The organism is Curtobacterium sp. MCLR17_058, assembly GCF_003234705.2.
Classification (GTDB): Bacteria; Actinomycetota; Actinomycetes; order Actinomycetales; family Microbacteriaceae; genus Curtobacterium; species Curtobacterium flaccumfaciens.
The window spans coordinates 2,392,923-2,406,207 of record NZ_CP126262.1; the positions used below are offsets into that span (position 1 = coordinate 2,392,923).

General features: G+C 72.0%; 14 protein-coding genes and 2 tRNA genes. 4 read left to right on the top strand and 12 right to left on the bottom strand.

The window, feature by feature from the left end:
- Positions 1 to 19: 19 nt before the first annotated feature.
- Positions 20 to 1,087, top strand: a complete 1,068-nt coding sequence (locus DEJ11_RS11325; RefSeq protein ID WP_181440822.1) for an FUSC family protein — start codon at positions 20 to 22, stop codon at positions 1,085 to 1,087.
- 344 nt (positions 1,088 to 1,431) lie between these two features.
- Here DEJ11_RS11325 and DEJ11_RS11330 read toward each other — a convergent pair whose 3' ends face one another.
- The 5 genes from DEJ11_RS11330 to DEJ11_RS11350 form a co-directional block, all read right to left on the bottom strand.
- On the bottom strand, positions 1,432 to 2,037 hold the full coding sequence (locus DEJ11_RS11330) for a histidine phosphatase family protein (protein ID WP_027465908.1): 606 nt from the start codon (positions 2,035 to 2,037) through the stop codon (positions 1,432 to 1,434).
- Positions 2,034 to 2,423, bottom strand: coding sequence for a fluoride efflux transporter CrcB (crcB, locus tag DEJ11_RS11335; protein WP_111087783.1), 390 nt, complete (start codon positions 2,421 to 2,423; stop codon positions 2,034 to 2,036). Before crcB ends, DEJ11_RS11330 begins: the two co-directional genes overlap by 4 nt.
- Positions 2,420 to 2,860, bottom strand: coding sequence for a fluoride efflux transporter FluC (locus tag DEJ11_RS11340; RefSeq protein ID WP_111103486.1), 441 nt, complete (start codon positions 2,858 to 2,860; stop codon positions 2,420 to 2,422). Before DEJ11_RS11340 ends, crcB begins: the two co-directional genes overlap by 4 nt.
- Before the next feature lie 106 nt (positions 2,861 to 2,966).
- A tRNA-Glu gene (locus DEJ11_RS11345) sits at positions 2,967 to 3,042 on the bottom strand.
- A gap of 33 nt (positions 3,043 to 3,075) precedes the next feature.
- Positions 3,076 to 3,151 (bottom strand) — tRNA-Glu (locus DEJ11_RS11350).
- 103 nt (positions 3,152 to 3,254) lie between these two features.
- Between DEJ11_RS11350 and DEJ11_RS11355 the strand changes: the two genes are divergently transcribed.
- Entirely contained in the window at positions 3,255 to 4,160 is a 906-nt protein-coding gene (locus DEJ11_RS11355; protein ID WP_111047103.1) for a DUF72 domain-containing protein, read from the top strand.
- Between the two features lie 110 nt (positions 4,161 to 4,270).
- Here the strand turns inward: DEJ11_RS11355 and DEJ11_RS11360 are convergent, their stop codons facing one another.
- From DEJ11_RS11360 to DEJ11_RS11385, 6 genes are all read right to left on the bottom strand, one after another.
- Positions 4,271 to 4,906 (bottom strand): MBL fold metallo-hydrolase, encoded by a 636-nt coding sequence (locus DEJ11_RS11360; protein WP_111103488.1) that lies wholly within the window; start codon positions 4,904 to 4,906, stop codon positions 4,271 to 4,273.
- A gap of 10 nt (positions 4,907 to 4,916) precedes the next feature.
- The gene (locus DEJ11_RS11365; RefSeq protein WP_111103490.1) at positions 4,917 to 5,933 is read right to left on the bottom strand and encodes a LacI family DNA-binding transcriptional regulator; all 1,017 of its coding nucleotides are present in this window, start codon (positions 5,931 to 5,933) and stop codon (positions 4,917 to 4,919) included.
- A 21-nt stretch (positions 5,934 to 5,954) separates the two neighbouring features.
- The gene (locus tag DEJ11_RS11370; protein ID WP_111103492.1) at positions 5,955 to 6,452 is read right to left on the bottom strand and encodes a hypothetical protein; all 498 of its coding nucleotides are present in this window, start codon (positions 6,450 to 6,452) and stop codon (positions 5,955 to 5,957) included.
- Between the two features lie 5 nt (positions 6,453 to 6,457).
- The gene (locus DEJ11_RS11375; RefSeq protein WP_071405697.1) at positions 6,458 to 7,300 is read right to left on the bottom strand and encodes a carbohydrate ABC transporter permease; all 843 of its coding nucleotides are present in this window, start codon (positions 7,298 to 7,300) and stop codon (positions 6,458 to 6,460) included.
- 65 nt (positions 7,301 to 7,365) lie between these two features.
- The gene (locus tag DEJ11_RS11380) at positions 7,366 to 8,391 is read right to left on the bottom strand and encodes a carbohydrate ABC transporter permease (protein WP_111054684.1); all 1,026 of its coding nucleotides are present in this window, start codon (positions 8,389 to 8,391) and stop codon (positions 7,366 to 7,368) included.
- A gap of 104 nt (positions 8,392 to 8,495) precedes the next feature.
- A complete protein-coding gene (locus tag DEJ11_RS11385; protein WP_111047108.1) occupies positions 8,496 to 9,779 on the bottom strand; it encodes an ABC transporter substrate-binding protein in 1,284 nt (427 codons plus the stop codon).
- A gap of 294 nt (positions 9,780 to 10,073) precedes the next feature.
- Between DEJ11_RS11385 and DEJ11_RS11390 the strand changes: the two genes are divergently transcribed.
- Entirely contained in the window at positions 10,074 to 11,390 is a 1,317-nt protein-coding gene (locus DEJ11_RS11390) for a glycosyltransferase family 2 protein (protein ID WP_111029127.1), read from the top strand.
- Between the two features lie 146 nt (positions 11,391 to 11,536).
- On the opposite strand, the gene DEJ11_RS11395 is transcribed toward DEJ11_RS11390, so the two are convergent.
- Complete coding sequence (locus DEJ11_RS11395) at positions 11,537 to 12,829, bottom strand: glycosyltransferase family 2 protein (RefSeq protein WP_111103493.1); 1,293 nt, start codon at positions 12,827 to 12,829, stop codon at positions 11,537 to 11,539.
- 182 nt (positions 12,830 to 13,011) lie between these two features.
- Between DEJ11_RS11395 and DEJ11_RS11400 the strand changes: the two genes are divergently transcribed.
- Entirely contained in the window at positions 13,012 to 13,236 is a 225-nt protein-coding gene (locus tag DEJ11_RS11400; protein ID WP_111029125.1) for a hypothetical protein, read from the top strand.
- Positions 13,237 to 13,285 lie beyond the last annotated feature (49 nt).

A 13,285-nucleotide genomic window follows, 5' to 3' on the forward strand; every position in this document is an offset into this window, starting at 1 on the left:
GTGGGAAGATGGTGACGACATGACGACACCTGCGCACTCGACCCGGACCATCAACCTCGAGGGCGCGGCACGCGCCGCGATCGCCGGTGGCGCACCGCTCGCGCTGCTCATCGCCCTCGGCATGCCGGGGTACGCCGCCTTCGCCATGTTCGCCGGGTTCACCGCCATCTTCGGCGCGACCGAGCCCTACCGGCAGCGTGCCGTCACCACCGGCGTCGCGGGTGCGCTGCAGGCACTCTGCATGTTCGCCGGCATCGGGGTCGGGCTCGTCGGGTCGCCGCTCTGGCTGCAGGCCGTGGGTCTCGTCGTCGTCCTGGTGGTCGCGGTCTGCACCCTCTCCACGCTCCGGGCGATCCCCGCGCAGCCGATCTTCCCGGTGTTCGCGTTCGTCGTGTCCGCACTCGTGCCGATGCGCCCGGCGGACGTCCCGCTCGTCACGACGATCATCGTCTGCTCGGTGGTCTGGGCCTGGCTGGTCGCGATGTCCGGTGCGGTGCTCCGTCGGGTGCTCCACCCGCACGCCCCGCACCGGTTCCGCCCGCTGGCCGATCGCAAGCACCGGTCGCTCGCGGTCCTGCGGACACCGGCGCTGTGGGAGACCGTCGGGCTCAACGTCGTCGGGTCACTCGTCGCCGGGGCCGTCGCGGAGTCGATCCCCGGGCTCGGGCACCCGTACTGGGCGGTCATCGCGGTGGTGTCGACCCTGCCGGCGATCCGGCAGCGGCACACCGTGGTCCGCGCCGGGCAGCGTGTGGTCGGCACGATCGGCGGCACCGTGATCGCGGTCGGCATCCTGCTGCTCGAGCCGTCGGCGTGGTGGATCGTCGTGCTGGCCGTCGTCGGGCAGTTCTTCGCCGAGATCTTCGTCGCCCGGGACTACGCCGTGTGCCTGCTGTTCCTCACCCCGCTCGCCCTGGCGGTGTCGTGGCTGAGCCTGCCCGAGGCGCCGCAGCTGCTGGCGCTCGACCGCATCGCGCAGACCGTGCTCGGTGCCGTGGTCAGCGTGGGGCTGCTGCTCGTCGGGCGTGCGATCGAGCGCCGGCGCGGCCGTGCCCTGGGTGCGACGAGCGCGATCCGGACCGTCTGACGCGCCCGGTCGTTCCGGGCGTCCCTGGTCGAACCGGGCGTACCCGGTCGTTCCGGGCGTCCCTGGTCGAACCGGGCGTCCCTGGTCGTTCCTTTCGACCAGGGATGCCCGATTCCGCCTGCCATCGCGCGTGACAGGGGAAGGAACGTGCGCGGACGGCGGACGGGAGGCCCGTGGCGGCGCCGCCACGGGCCTCCCGTCCGCCCGTGGTCGCGACCACTGCGACCTGCGAAAGCGACACATCGCTGCGGAACAACCGCGGGGATCTGTCGCTTTCGCGGACGGGACGGCACCGCGTGCCGCGGGTCTGTCGCTTTCTCGAGCCCGTCCGCGCCACCGCCGCGTCAGTCGCGCGGCTGGATGTTCCAGGCGTCGATGACGGGGCGGCCGTGCTCGTAGCCGAGGATGCTGACCGAGGCGGTGCCGAGCTTCAGCACGGCGCCGTCCTGCGGTGCGAGCCGGATCCACGCGGCACCGAGCGCCCGCAGCACGTGGCCGTGGGCGATGAACACGGCGTCGTGGCCCTCGGCGAGCACCGGACGGGCACGGTTCAGGATGCGCTCGACGCGGACCCGGACCTCGGCGGCGTTCTCCCCGGGGGTGTCGCCGGCGGGGACCCCGTCGGTCCAGAGGTCCCACGGCCCGTGGCGCAGCACCTTGATCTGCGGGGTGGTGAGGCCCTCGTACGCGCCGTAGTCCCACTCGTACAGGTCCTCGTCGAGCTCCGGCTCGACGCCGATCAGGTGCGCGGTGTCGCGGGCGCGCTGCAGCGGGCTCGACAGCGCCAGCGCGAACGACCGGTCCCCGAGGTACCGGCCTGCGCGCTTCGCCTGCTCGACACCGTTGTCGGTGAGCGGGATGTCGGTGCGGCCGGTGTGCTGCCCGCTCTTCGACCACTCCGTCTCTCCGTGACGGACGAGGACGAGTTCGCCGGGGCGTTCCGAGGTCATGAGTTCCTTCCGATCCAGAGGCCGAGCGCAGCTGCGCCGACCGAGACGACGAGCATCCCGAGGCCGTTCAGGACGGCGAGCCGGGTCTTGCCGGATCGGAGGAGCTGTACGGTCTCGACGCTCGCCGTCGAGAACGTCGTGTACCCACCCATCATGCCCGTCCCGAGCACAGCGACCGTCGAGGCGGGGATGGTGCCGGCCTGCCCGAGGCCCGTCAGGACCCCGAGCACGAGCGATCCGGACACGTTGATGAGCAGGGTCCCGACCGGGAACCCGGCGAACCGGGTACCGGCGACGCGGCCCTTGACGAGCCCGTCGAGCACGAAGCGCAGCGCGGCGCCGGCTCCCCCGCCGACGGCGACCAGGATCAGTTCGACCGGGCTCATCGGGCGTCCTCTCGGGGTTCGGTGCGGGGCCGGGTGGCGGCGGCGACCCACAGACCGAGGACGACCGCGGCGAGTCCGAGCACGACCGACAGCAGCGCGTATCCGGTGCCCGCCGTCCAGCGCCCGAGGTCGAGCAGCTGCGCGGTGTCGTCCGCGAGCGTGCTGTAGGTCGTGAAACCGCCGAGGACGCCGGTGCCGACGAACAGCCGGACCGCGCGACGACGACCGACGTCCGGCCCGCGGCGTGCGAGCGCGTCGAGCAGGAACCCGAGGCAGAACGCCCCGACGACGTTGATCCCGAGGATGGTCCAGCTGATCCCGTCGTGCGCGGGGAACGCCGTGGCGAGGAGTGCGCGGACGGCCGTCCCGATCGCGCCGCCGAGGGCGACCAGGGCGACGAGCCTCCAGCGCAGGTGCGGTGGGCGTTCGGCGTGCATCGTGCTCCCGTCGCGAGGCGATCGTTCCCCGGATGACGGGGACGATCCAGGCTAGCCGAGACGACGAAACCCCCGCCGAGCCGGAGCTGGACGGGGGTTTACGTGCTGGTGACCCCAGCGGGATTCGAACCCGCGTTACCGCCGTGAGAGGGCAGCGTACTAGGCCGCTATACGATGGGGCCGCGGCTGTTGTCGGACTCGGAGCATGTCACCTGTGGTGACCCCAGCGGGATTCGAACCCGCGTTACCGCCGTGAGAGGGCAGCGTACTAGGCCGCTATACGATGGGGCCGTTCCGACAACTCGACAAGTATTGCACAAGGCTCGCATCCGCACCAAAACGGGGCGTGTCGCCCGGGTGTGCCGCCATGTCGGAGCAGGCATACGGTGGATCGATGACGGCCGACCACGACGCGATCGCCCGGGCCAGACACGTGAGCGGCTGCCCGTCGGCCACGGTGCGGATCGGCCTGTCCGGGTGGCAGTACGACGGCTGGCGCGGGGACTTCTACCCCGACGGCCTCGCGAAGCGGCGGTGGCTCGAGCACGTGGCGTCGCGGTTCCCGACGGTGGAGCTGAACGGATCCTTCTACTCGCTCCAGCGTCCGGCGCGCTACCGGGCGTGGCGTGCGGCCTCGGGCGGGCAGCCGTTCCGGTTCGCGGTCAAGGGCGGCCGGTACGTCACGCACATGCTGCGGCTCCGGAACGTCGAGACCGCGCTGGCGAACTTCTTCGCCTCGGGTCCGCTGGAGCTCGGGGACACCCTCGGGCCCGTGCTCTGGCAGCTGCCCGAGCGCCTGCTGCCGACGCCGGAGGTGCTCGACGCGTTCCTCGGGCTGCTCCCCCGGACACACGGTGCGGCCGCCGAACTCGCACGCCATCACGACGACAAGGTCCCCGGCGAACCGGACGGTCTCGTGGTGCCCGAGGAACCGGCGTGGTCGATCCACCACGCGCTCGAGTTCCGGGCCGCCGGCTTCGGCGACGAGCACCTCGACGTGCTGCGCCGACACCGCATCGCCCTGGTCGACTCGCACGCCGGCGACTTCCCCCGCTTCCGGGCGGACACCGGGGCACCACTCGCGTACCTCCGGTTGCACGGCGCACCCCGGACCTACCACGACGGGTACTCACCCCAGGCACTCGGCGGGTGGGCGACGACGGTCCTCGAGCACGCCGAGGCCGGCCGGGACGTCTACGTGTACTTCGACAACGACGCCGAGCGGCACGCTCCGTGGGACGCCCTGGCGCTCGACCGCCTGGTCGCGGCGCGACTGCGCCGGCGGGCGCCCGACCGGTGAGCAGCAGAAGCCGGGTGCGTGGACGCGACCCGTCGCGTTCTGCTCACTCGGTGACGGACAGGAGGCGCGTGGCGACGCCGCCACGGGCCTCCAGGCAGCGCAGCGCAGCCCTAGAGCGTGAGCGACTCCCCCGGACGCAGCACGACGAGCGACCCGCCGGGCTCGACGGCCTCGCGGAGCCGGCCCGTGTGCATGCCGAGGCCGACCTCGGACAGGGTGGCCTCGTGGATCGGGTACGCCCGGGACGGCGCGATCGCGGCGACGTAGTCCATCATCTCGGCGACCTTGAGCCACGGCGCCCCGACGGGTGCCGCGAGGACCTCGACCGGGACGCCCGGGTCCGTGTAGGAGTCGCCCGGGTGGAACAGCCGGCCGTTCACGAGCACGCCGGTGTTGTCGACGATCGGCACCGAGGCGTGGATCAGCTGGTGCCGCGTGCCGTGGAAGGTGAGCGTGAAGGGGCCGACCGTCCGGTGGTCACCGTCCGTGACGACGTCCACCGTGACACCCGCCTCGGCGAGCGCCGCGCGGACGCCCTCCGGTCCGATGACGACCGCACGGGGGTTGGCGTCGAGGATGCGCCGGACCTGCTCGGCGGTGACGTGGTCCGGGTGCTCGTGCGTGACGACGACGGCGACGACCCCGGACGCGTCGACCGGTCGGGTGAAGTTCCCCGGGTCGAGGACCAGGCGGGCGTCCCCCTCGGTGATGACCTGGCAGGCGTGTTCGAGTTTGGTGACCTCCATGCGGGCGACCCTACGCGGGACCGTGCGGGCGGGGGCCCGTGGTCGCGCGGACGACCAGGTGCGCTGGTGCCGCCGCGATCGGGCCGGCGACACCGCCGTCGACCTCGGCGAGCACCGCCCGTGCAGCGGTGCGTCCCTGGGCCACCGGGTCCTGCGCGACGGTGGTGAGTCCGACGGTCGAGCCGTACTCGTGGCCGTCGATCCCCATCACGGACACGTCCTCCGGGACCGCGAGTCCGGCTCGGCGTGCGGCGAGCAGGACGCCGAGGGCCATCTCGTCCGACGCGCAGAGCACCGCCGTCGGTCGCTCCGACGCGGGCTCGGCGAACAGCACGGCCCCGGCGGCGGTCCCGCCGGCGAACGAGAACCGGCCGTCGAGGGACCACCGTTCCGGCACGGCCTGTCCCGACGACCGCACGGCGTCGAGGAACCCGTCCCGTCGCAGGTGCGGCACGGCGACGTTCATGCCGGCCTCGTCCTGCCCGCCGACGTAGGCGATGCGCCGGTGGCCGAGGCCGTGCAGGTGCTCGACCGCGATCCGGGTGACCTCGCGGTCGTCGACGCCCACGTTCCGCAGGCCCGGTGCCGGGCTGCCGATGACGACCATGGGGTGCCGGCTGAGTTCGAGCTCGGCCCGTTCGGTGGCGTCGAGCACCAGGGAGAGCAGGACGAGGCCGTCGACGCGGTGCCGCAGCATCGAGCGCCGGAACGCCCGGTCGCGGTCGCCGCCCGGGCCGCCGAGGTTGTAGAGGACCAGGTCGTACCCGGCCTGGCGGAGCTCCGCGTCGACACCGCCGAGCGCCTTCACGTAGAACCAGCGGTCGATGACGGGCACGACCACCCCGACGGCGCGCTGACGCCCGGTGGCGAGGCCGGCCGCCGCCGAGCTCGGGACGTACCCGAGTTCGTCGGCGACCCGCTGCACCTGCTCGATCGTGGTGTCGGCCACGTTCGACATGCCGCGGAGCGCCCGCGACACCGTGGACTTCGACAGCCCCGTGACGGTCGCGATCTCCTGGATCCCCATCGGTGCGACCCGGGAGGCCCGTCAGCCGTCCGTGCCGTGCGTCACGTCCGCCGGTGTGTCGGGTCCACCCCGTCGGGCCGCCACCGCGGGCACGCCGCGGTCCGCCCGGCGTTGCGGCACCCGTGCGGGGCGAGCCGGCCGTCGTGCAGCCGGTGCGACCTCGTCCCAGCCCGCGTGCTGGTGCACCCGTCCGTCCGCGCCGGGTCGAGGCCTGCGACCGGTGGGGTCGGTGACCGACGTGTGCACCGGGGCGACCGCGGGAGCAGCACCGACGCCCCGGGGCACGGACGCACCCGTGCCGTCCTGCGGTGCGGTCCGGCGGAGGACGGCGACCCGCCACCGGTCCAGGGCGACGACGCCGAGCACGCACACGAGCAGGGTGAGCGCCCAGCCGAGCGCCGGTCGCCCGGTGAGCTCGCAGAACACCGTCACGCCGAGGAACAGGACGCCGAACATCCCGACGAAGCCGATCGACTCCTCGATGTGGGCGGTGGGACGGGTGGGTCCGCGCTGGGCCATGGTCGTCAGCCCTTCACGCCGCCGGCGGTGAGCCCCGCCACGATGCGCCGCTGGAAGATCAGCACGAGGATGACCAGCGGGATCGTGACGATCGTGCCGGCGGCCATCACCGCCGTGTAGGGCTCCTGGTGCGGCTGCGACCCGGCGAACGAGGCGATCGCCACGGTCACCGGCTGGGTCGCGTCGCTCGAGAGCTGCGACGAGATGAGGTACTCGTTCCAGCTCGAGATGAACGCCAGGATCGCCGTGGTGAACACCGCCGGCGCCGCGAGCGGCAGGATGATCCGCCGGAACGCCTGCACCCGGGTGCACCCGTCGATGCGGGCTGCCTCTTCGAGGTCCCACGGCATCTCGCGGAAGAACGACGCGAGCGTGTACACGGTCAGCGGCAGCACGAACGAGATGCTCGGCAGGATGAGCGCCTGGTACGACCCCATCCACCCGATGTCGGTGAACAGCTGGAACAGCGGCGAGATGAGGGCGACGCCGGGGAACATCGACGCGGCCAGGATCGCGCCGGCGATGAGCGACTTGCCGCGGAACTCGAGCCGGGCGAGGGCGTACGCCGCCGTGGTGCCGACGAGCAGGGCGATGACGGTCACCGCGACCCCGATGAACACGCTGTTCAGGAGCGCTCGGCCGAGGTGGTTGCCCAGCGCGGTCGAGAACGCGGTCGCGTAGTTGTCGAGGGTCACGTGGGTGAACCACGGGGTGGCGTCGAACGTGTACCCGACCTCGCGGAAGCTCGTGACGACCATCCAGTAGAACGGCAGGAGGCACCACACGGCGATGACGACGGCCTGCACGGCGGTCCGGAGCTTCGGGCCCGTCTCGCGCCGGACCCGCACGTCGGGACGGTCCGTCGCCCGGTCGCGGGTCGCGGCGGTGCGGCGGGGACGATCTGCTGCGAGGGTCACTTGAGTTCACCCTTCTGCTGGGCTGCCTGCGTCTGCACGACGTTCGCGCCGAGGAACCGGACGAAGACGAACGCGACGATGAAGACGATGAGGAACGTGATGGTGGACAGGGCTGATGCGGCGTTGAACCCCTGCCGGATCTGGTCGACGACCAGCACCGACAGCGACACGGTCGCGTTCCCGGAACCACCACCACCGCCGGTCATGATCGCGATGAGGTCGTAGATGCGCAGGGCATCGAGGACACGGAACAGGATGGCGACCATCAGGGCCGGCCGGACGAGGGGGAGCGTGATGAGGAAGAAGCGCTGAAGGGTCGAGGCGCCGTCCATCTTCCCCGCCTCGTAGACGTCCTCGGGGATGAGCTGCAGACCGGCCAGGATGAGCAGCGCCATGAACGGCGTGGTCTTCCAGGTGTCGGCGATGACGATCGCGAACCGTGACGCCCATTCGTCGGAGAACCAGAGGACCTGGTGCCCGATCACGTGGTTGAGCACACCGTTCGCGTCGAAGATGAAGTACCAGAGCTTCGCGGTGACGGCAGTCGGGATCGCCCACGGCACCAGGATCGCGGCACGGACGAGGGCGCGGCCCTTGAAGTTGCGGTTCATGATGATGGCCATCCACAGACCGATGACGGTCTCGAGGATCACGGTCACGAACGTGAAGAAGAACGTGTTCCCGAAGGCGACCCAGAACTGGGAACCGAGGTTGCCGGGCGGGCACGCGACGTCCCCGCACCGCTGGCCGAGCCAGTGCACGTAGTTCGTGACGCCGGCGAACCCGCCCTGCACGAACAGGCCGGTGGCCTTGTCGAGGCCCTGGTCGAGCTGGAACGACTGGATGACCGCGCTGACCACGGGGTACCCGATGACGATCGCGAGGAGCACGATCGTCGGGCCGATGAGGTACACGGCCCAGCGGCCGTGCTCGGCGTTGAGTCCGCCCTTGCGCCGTCGGCGCTTCGGTTCCGTGCCCGTCGGGTTGGGGATGGCTGCGGGGATCTCGGTTGCTGCTGACACGTGTCGGCCTCCTTGCCGGGGGTGTCGGAACGCAAGTAGGGGGCGGACGGGAGGCCCGTGGCGGACCCGCCACGGGCCTCCCGTCCATCAAGCGGCGTGCGCCGCTAGCTGCTGGTCGCCGACTTGAGGGCGTCCTGCATGTCCTTCATGGCTTCGTCGACCGACTTCGATCCCTTGAGCGCCGCGTAGGTGTTGTCCTGGATCGCCTTCGTGACGGCCGGGTAGAACGGCGTGACCGGGCGCGGCTCCGCCGACTCGATCGACTTGAGCAGCGTCGGCAGGTAGGGCAGCTGCTTCGTCAGCTCGGGGTCGGTGTACAGGTCACCGACGACCGGGGCGAGCGAGCCCTGGGTCGCGAAGAACTTCTGCGTCTCGTCCGAGGTCAGGAACTCGAGGAAGTCGTGCGCCGTGGCCTTGTGCTTCGAGTACACGCTGATCGCGGCGTTGTGGCCGCCGAGCGTGGAGGCACCGACGCCGTCGGCACCGGGGATCGGCGCGATGCCGAAGGTGTCCTTGACCTTCGACGAGCCGTCGGTCTTGGCGAGGCTGTAGACGTACGGCCAGTTGCGCAGGAACAGCAGCTTGCCGGCTTCGAACGCGGTGCGGCCCTGCTCCTCCTGGTAGGTGATCGCCTCGGCCGGGATGTTCCCGTCCTCGAACGCGTCCACCAGGTTCTGCAGGCCGGCCTTCGCCTTGTCGGTGTCGACGTCGGGCGCACCGTCGCTCCCGAGCACCGAACCGCCGGAGCCGTTGATCGCCTCGGAGGCGTTCACCGTCAGGCCCTCGTACTTCGCGAACTGCCCCGCGTAGCAACCGATGCCGGCGTCCTTCGCGATCTTGCAGTCGTCCATCATCTCCTTCCACGTGGTGGGAGGCGTCTTGACGAGGTCCTTGCGGTAGTAGAGCAGTGCGCCGTCCGACGTCTGCGGAGCGGCGTAGAGGGTGTCGTTGTAGGTGGCGGTCTTCACCGTCGACGGCAGGAGCTTCGAGGTGTCGATCTCCATGTCGCCGGTCAGCGGCGTCAGCCAGCTCTTCGCGGCGAACTCGGCGGTCCAGACGACGTCCACGTCGACGACGTCGTAGTTCTCGTCCTTCGCCTGGAAGTGCTGCACGAGGTCGTCGTGCTGCTGGTCGGCCTGGTCGGACTGTTCCTTGAAGGTGACCTTCTCGTCCGGGTGGGCCTTGTTCCACTTCGCGATGAGCGGGCGGACGACGTTCGAGTTGTCCTTGCCCTGCACGTAGGTGATGGGGCCGCGGCTGTCCTGGCCGCTCTTGGCGTCATCCGATCCGGCGCCGGAGCTCCCGCTCGAGCAGCCGGTGAGCACGAGGCCGATGACGGCGACCCCGGCAACGGATGCGAACCGCACCCTGGAGCGTGTTGTCTTCACAGCGTTGTCTCCTCATTGAGATCACCAGGGGGCATCGATCGGGTTCGACGACACTGCCCTGGAGCAGGCGCCGCTGCCTGCTGGTGGAGGAAGCTACGCCCGGTCCGGCGGGAGCGCAACCGGTTGCATCGGTTCCGTGACCTGAGCGTGACCCATGAGGTTCCCGTGGCTTCCTGGGTGAGCGCTCACCCTCGTCTGGGGCACACGCACCGCACTGCGGAACCCCGCACGAACCCCGCCACTGCTGGTCCGGTCCGTTGTCCGGACGCCGCGGGCGGTCGTAGCGTCCCGAGCATGACCCTGCACTCCTCCGTCACCGTGCCCGGCCCCCGTCGGGTCGTCAGCGTCGACCTCGACGCTCCGCTGCCGCGCCTCGTCGCCGACGAGACCGGCGAGTCCGCCATGGTGATCGGCTACCGCGGCGGCCACCCCACCGGCACCCTCGACGTGCTGCTCACCGACGACCCTGCCGACGCGGCCCGCGCCCTCGAGGCGCTGCAGGAGACCGTCCTGGCCGACGTCCCCGCGGTGTCCGACGACGACCTGCCGACCATCTCGGTCGTCGTGTCCACGGTCGTCGACCGCGTCGAGGACCTCGGCAAGCTGCTCGACGTCCTCGAGCACCTCGACTACCCGCGGCACGAGGTCATCCTCGTCGACAACCGCGTCCGCGTCCCCGCCGGCGACGCGCTGCCCGCGATGCTCGCCGGGCGGAACGTCCGCCTCGTCGAGGAACGCCGCCCCGGTCTGTCCGCCGGACGGAACGCCGGTGTCGCCGCCGCGACCGGCGACGTCATCGCCTTCACCGACGACGACGTCCGCGTCGACCCGCAGTGGCTCCGCGCCATCGGGTCCCGGTTCGTCAGCGAGCCCGGCCTGGACGCCGTCACCGGCGTGATCCTGCCGAGCGAGCTCACCACCCCCGCCCAGATCTGGTACGAGGCGTACTACGGCGGGTTCAGCGCCGAGCGCACCTTCTCGCCCGTGACGATCGTCCCGGACGACGTGCAGGGCACCATGCGGCACGCCCGCGTCTCGGCGGTCGCCCCGTCCGGGGAGGTCCTCAAGCACTTCGCCGTCTACGGCATCGGCGCGTACGGCGCCGGCGCGAACATGGCCTACCGTCGCACCCTGATCGAGGCCGTCGGCGGCTTCGACCACACCCTCGGCGCCGGCTCCCCCGCCCGTGGTGGCGAGGACCTGGCGATGTTCATCGAGACGCTGTGGCGCGGTGGGAAGATCGGCTTCGAGCCCCGCGCGGTCGTGCACCACCGGCACCGCCAGACCATCGAGGACCTGCACAAGCAGCTGCACGGCAACGGCGTCGGCTTCACCGCCCTGATGTTCGCGCTCGCCGCGAAGGACAAGCGGCACGTCGCCGTCCTCGCCCGCCTGATGCCGCTCGCCGCGAAGGTCAAGTCGAAGCAGATGCTCTCCCGCCTGGCCGGACGCCGGGACGCCGCGACCGAGGTCACCAACGACGCCTCGACCACGCGCATCCCGAAGACCCTGGCGTACCACGAGCTGCGCGGGTTCCCCGCCGGCCCGGCCGCCTGGTTCCGCAGCCGACGCCGCTGGCGCGACGTCGAGGCCGGCCGCTTCCGGCCGTAGTCGCGCGGCATGACGGACGGGAGGCCCGTGGCAGTGTCGCCACGGGCCTCCCGTCCGTTCTGCCGCGCACGTGGAACGCGACAGAGCACGCGTCGATCGGCGCGTGCTCTGTCGCAAAGCCGGTGCCGGCGTGCCGGTGCCGCCCCTCAGCGCGCGGTCAGCCGCCCGGCCACGTACCGCCACGGCCCGCCCAGCGCGGCCGTCAGCTCGGCGCGCTTGAGCCCACGCGTCGCCTCGGTGAACTCGGCGTCGACGGGCCAGCCGCCGCTCGCGTCGACGGGGCGCTCGTCGGCACTCTGCCCGAGGGCACCGAGCCGCCGGAGCGCGCCGGCCGCACGCCGCAGCACCGCGAACGCCGTCGAGGGCCGCAGCACGAGTTTCGTCACCCAGGCGCCGAGCCCGGTGCCGTAGCCGATCGCCTGCGAGCGCAACGCGGCACGGTCCTTGCGGTGCTCGTGCCAGACGACGGCCGAGGGTTCCACGGCGAGCGCGCCACCGGCGAGCAGGACGCGGGTGAACAGGTCGGGGTCCTCACCCGCTCGGGCGCGGGTGCCGGGGCCGAGAGCGACGTCGAAGCCCCCGAGCTGCCGGACGGCGTCGCGGCGCACGGACATGTTCGCGCCGGTGCCGAACGCGCCGACGGTGAAGGGGAACAGGGGCTCGTCGACGGGCGGGGCGGACGTGCGGTACACCCGGCGCTCGAGGTTCCGCGCCCAGGTCACCCGCTCGTCGAAGAAGCGCTGCGTGGGGGTGCGGAGCTCGCCGCTGGGGACGAGTCCGGTGACGCACCAGACGTCGGCGTCGCGCTCGTAGGCGGCGGCGATGGCCGCCATCCAGTGGCGGTCGACCACGACGTCGTCGTCGATGAACGCGACGATCCCGCCGGTGGCGCGGGCCAGTCCGGCGTTGCGGGCCCGGGAGACGCCGGCACGTGCCTCGAGGACGTAGTGCACGCGCGGGTCGTCGACGGCGGCCACGACGTCGCGGGTGCCGCTGGTGACGGGGGCGTTGTCGACGACGAACAGCTCGAAGTCGTCGTAGGCGGAGTCGAGGACGGAGCGCATGGCGCGCGCGAGCGCCACGGGGCGCTCGCGGGTGCCGATGACGACGGAGACGCGTGCGCCGTCCGCAGGGGCGTCGACCGGGAGGCCCGGGGCCGGCAGCCGACGCAGGGCCGGTCCCAGCTCGGCCGGGTCCACCGCCCCGCGGTCGTCGACGCGCACGTCGACGAACCCGGCGACGTCGCGGCCGTCGCGCACCATGAGGCGGGCGCGGCGGAAGCCACCGGCGCCGGCGAGGTGCACGGTGTCGGCGGCGAGCGCCGCGGACCGGTCGACGGCGCCGACCCAGGCAGCTCCGACCCAGGTGGGGGCGTCGGGCGAGGGCATCGCGGGGTCGAGCGTGAGGGCTCGTTCCGCGGTGGTGGTGTGGTCGGTCATGGTCGTCCCGTCGGGCCGGTCTGGTCGGGTGGACGTGGCAATGCTCAGCGCGCTTCGACAGGGGGTCAACCGCGATGCTCGGAGGATGCGGGGAGGCTGCGGTTTGCCGCCACTAGACTCGCGGGAGACGCCGGTCGACCCGCCGGTGCGACCCCGGTCCCCGCCGGACACGAGGAGGACGCATGCCGCTGGCCCGAACGATGGACCGGCTCGGCCTGACCAGGCGTCCGCGCCCGACGTTGCACCTGGTTCCGGACCCCCACGCGTCCGATCTCGTCGTGGTGCACCTCGATGCCGACGACGCCGCGTGCGGCACGTGCGGGCACGCCCAGGCGGCACACGAGCACTACCGTCCGGGCACGGACTGCGCGCTCTGCGACTGCCCGAAGTTCCGCCGCGCCCGCTGACGCGATCCCCTCGCGCGATCCCCCTCGCGCACCCCTCGATCGGGGGGCA

Bases quoted from the DNA above. Each gene is read 5' to 3' on its own strand.
- DEJ11_RS11325 (WP_181440822.1), top strand. From the start codon at position 20: ATGACGACACCTGCGCACTCGACCCGGACCATCAACCTCGAGGGCGCG.
- DEJ11_RS11400 (WP_111029125.1), top strand. From the start codon at position 13,012: ATGCCGCTGGCCCGAACGATGGACCGGCTCGGCCTGACCAGGCGTCCG.
- DEJ11_RS11360 (WP_111103488.1), bottom strand. From the start codon at position 4,906: ATGGAGGTCACCAAACTCGAACACGCCTGCCAGGTCATCACCGAGGGG.
- DEJ11_RS11370 (WP_111103492.1), bottom strand. From the start codon at position 6,452: ATGGCCCAGCGCGGACCCACCCGTCCCACCGCCCACATCGAGGAGTCG.
- DEJ11_RS11330 (WP_027465908.1), bottom strand. From the start codon at position 2,037: ATGACCTCGGAACGCCCCGGCGAACTCGTCCTCGTCCGTCACGGAGAG.
- DEJ11_RS11395 (WP_111103493.1), bottom strand. From the start codon at position 12,829: ATGACCGACCACACCACCACCGCGGAACGAGCCCTCACGCTCGACCCC.
- DEJ11_RS11390 (WP_111029127.1), top strand. From the start codon at position 10,074: ATGACCCTGCACTCCTCCGTCACCGTGCCCGGCCCCCGTCGGGTCGTC.
- DEJ11_RS11340 (WP_111103486.1), bottom strand. From the start codon at position 2,860: ATGCACGCCGAACGCCCACCGCACCTGCGCTGGAGGCTCGTCGCCCTG.
- DEJ11_RS11365 (WP_111103490.1), bottom strand. From the start codon at position 5,933: ATGGGGATCCAGGAGATCGCGACCGTCACGGGGCTGTCGAAGTCCACG.
- DEJ11_RS11355 (WP_111047103.1), top strand. From the start codon at position 3,255: ATGACGGCCGACCACGACGCGATCGCCCGGGCCAGACACGTGAGCGGC.
- crcB (WP_111087783.1), bottom strand. From the start codon at position 2,423: ATGAGCCCGGTCGAACTGATCCTGGTCGCCGTCGGCGGGGGAGCCGGC.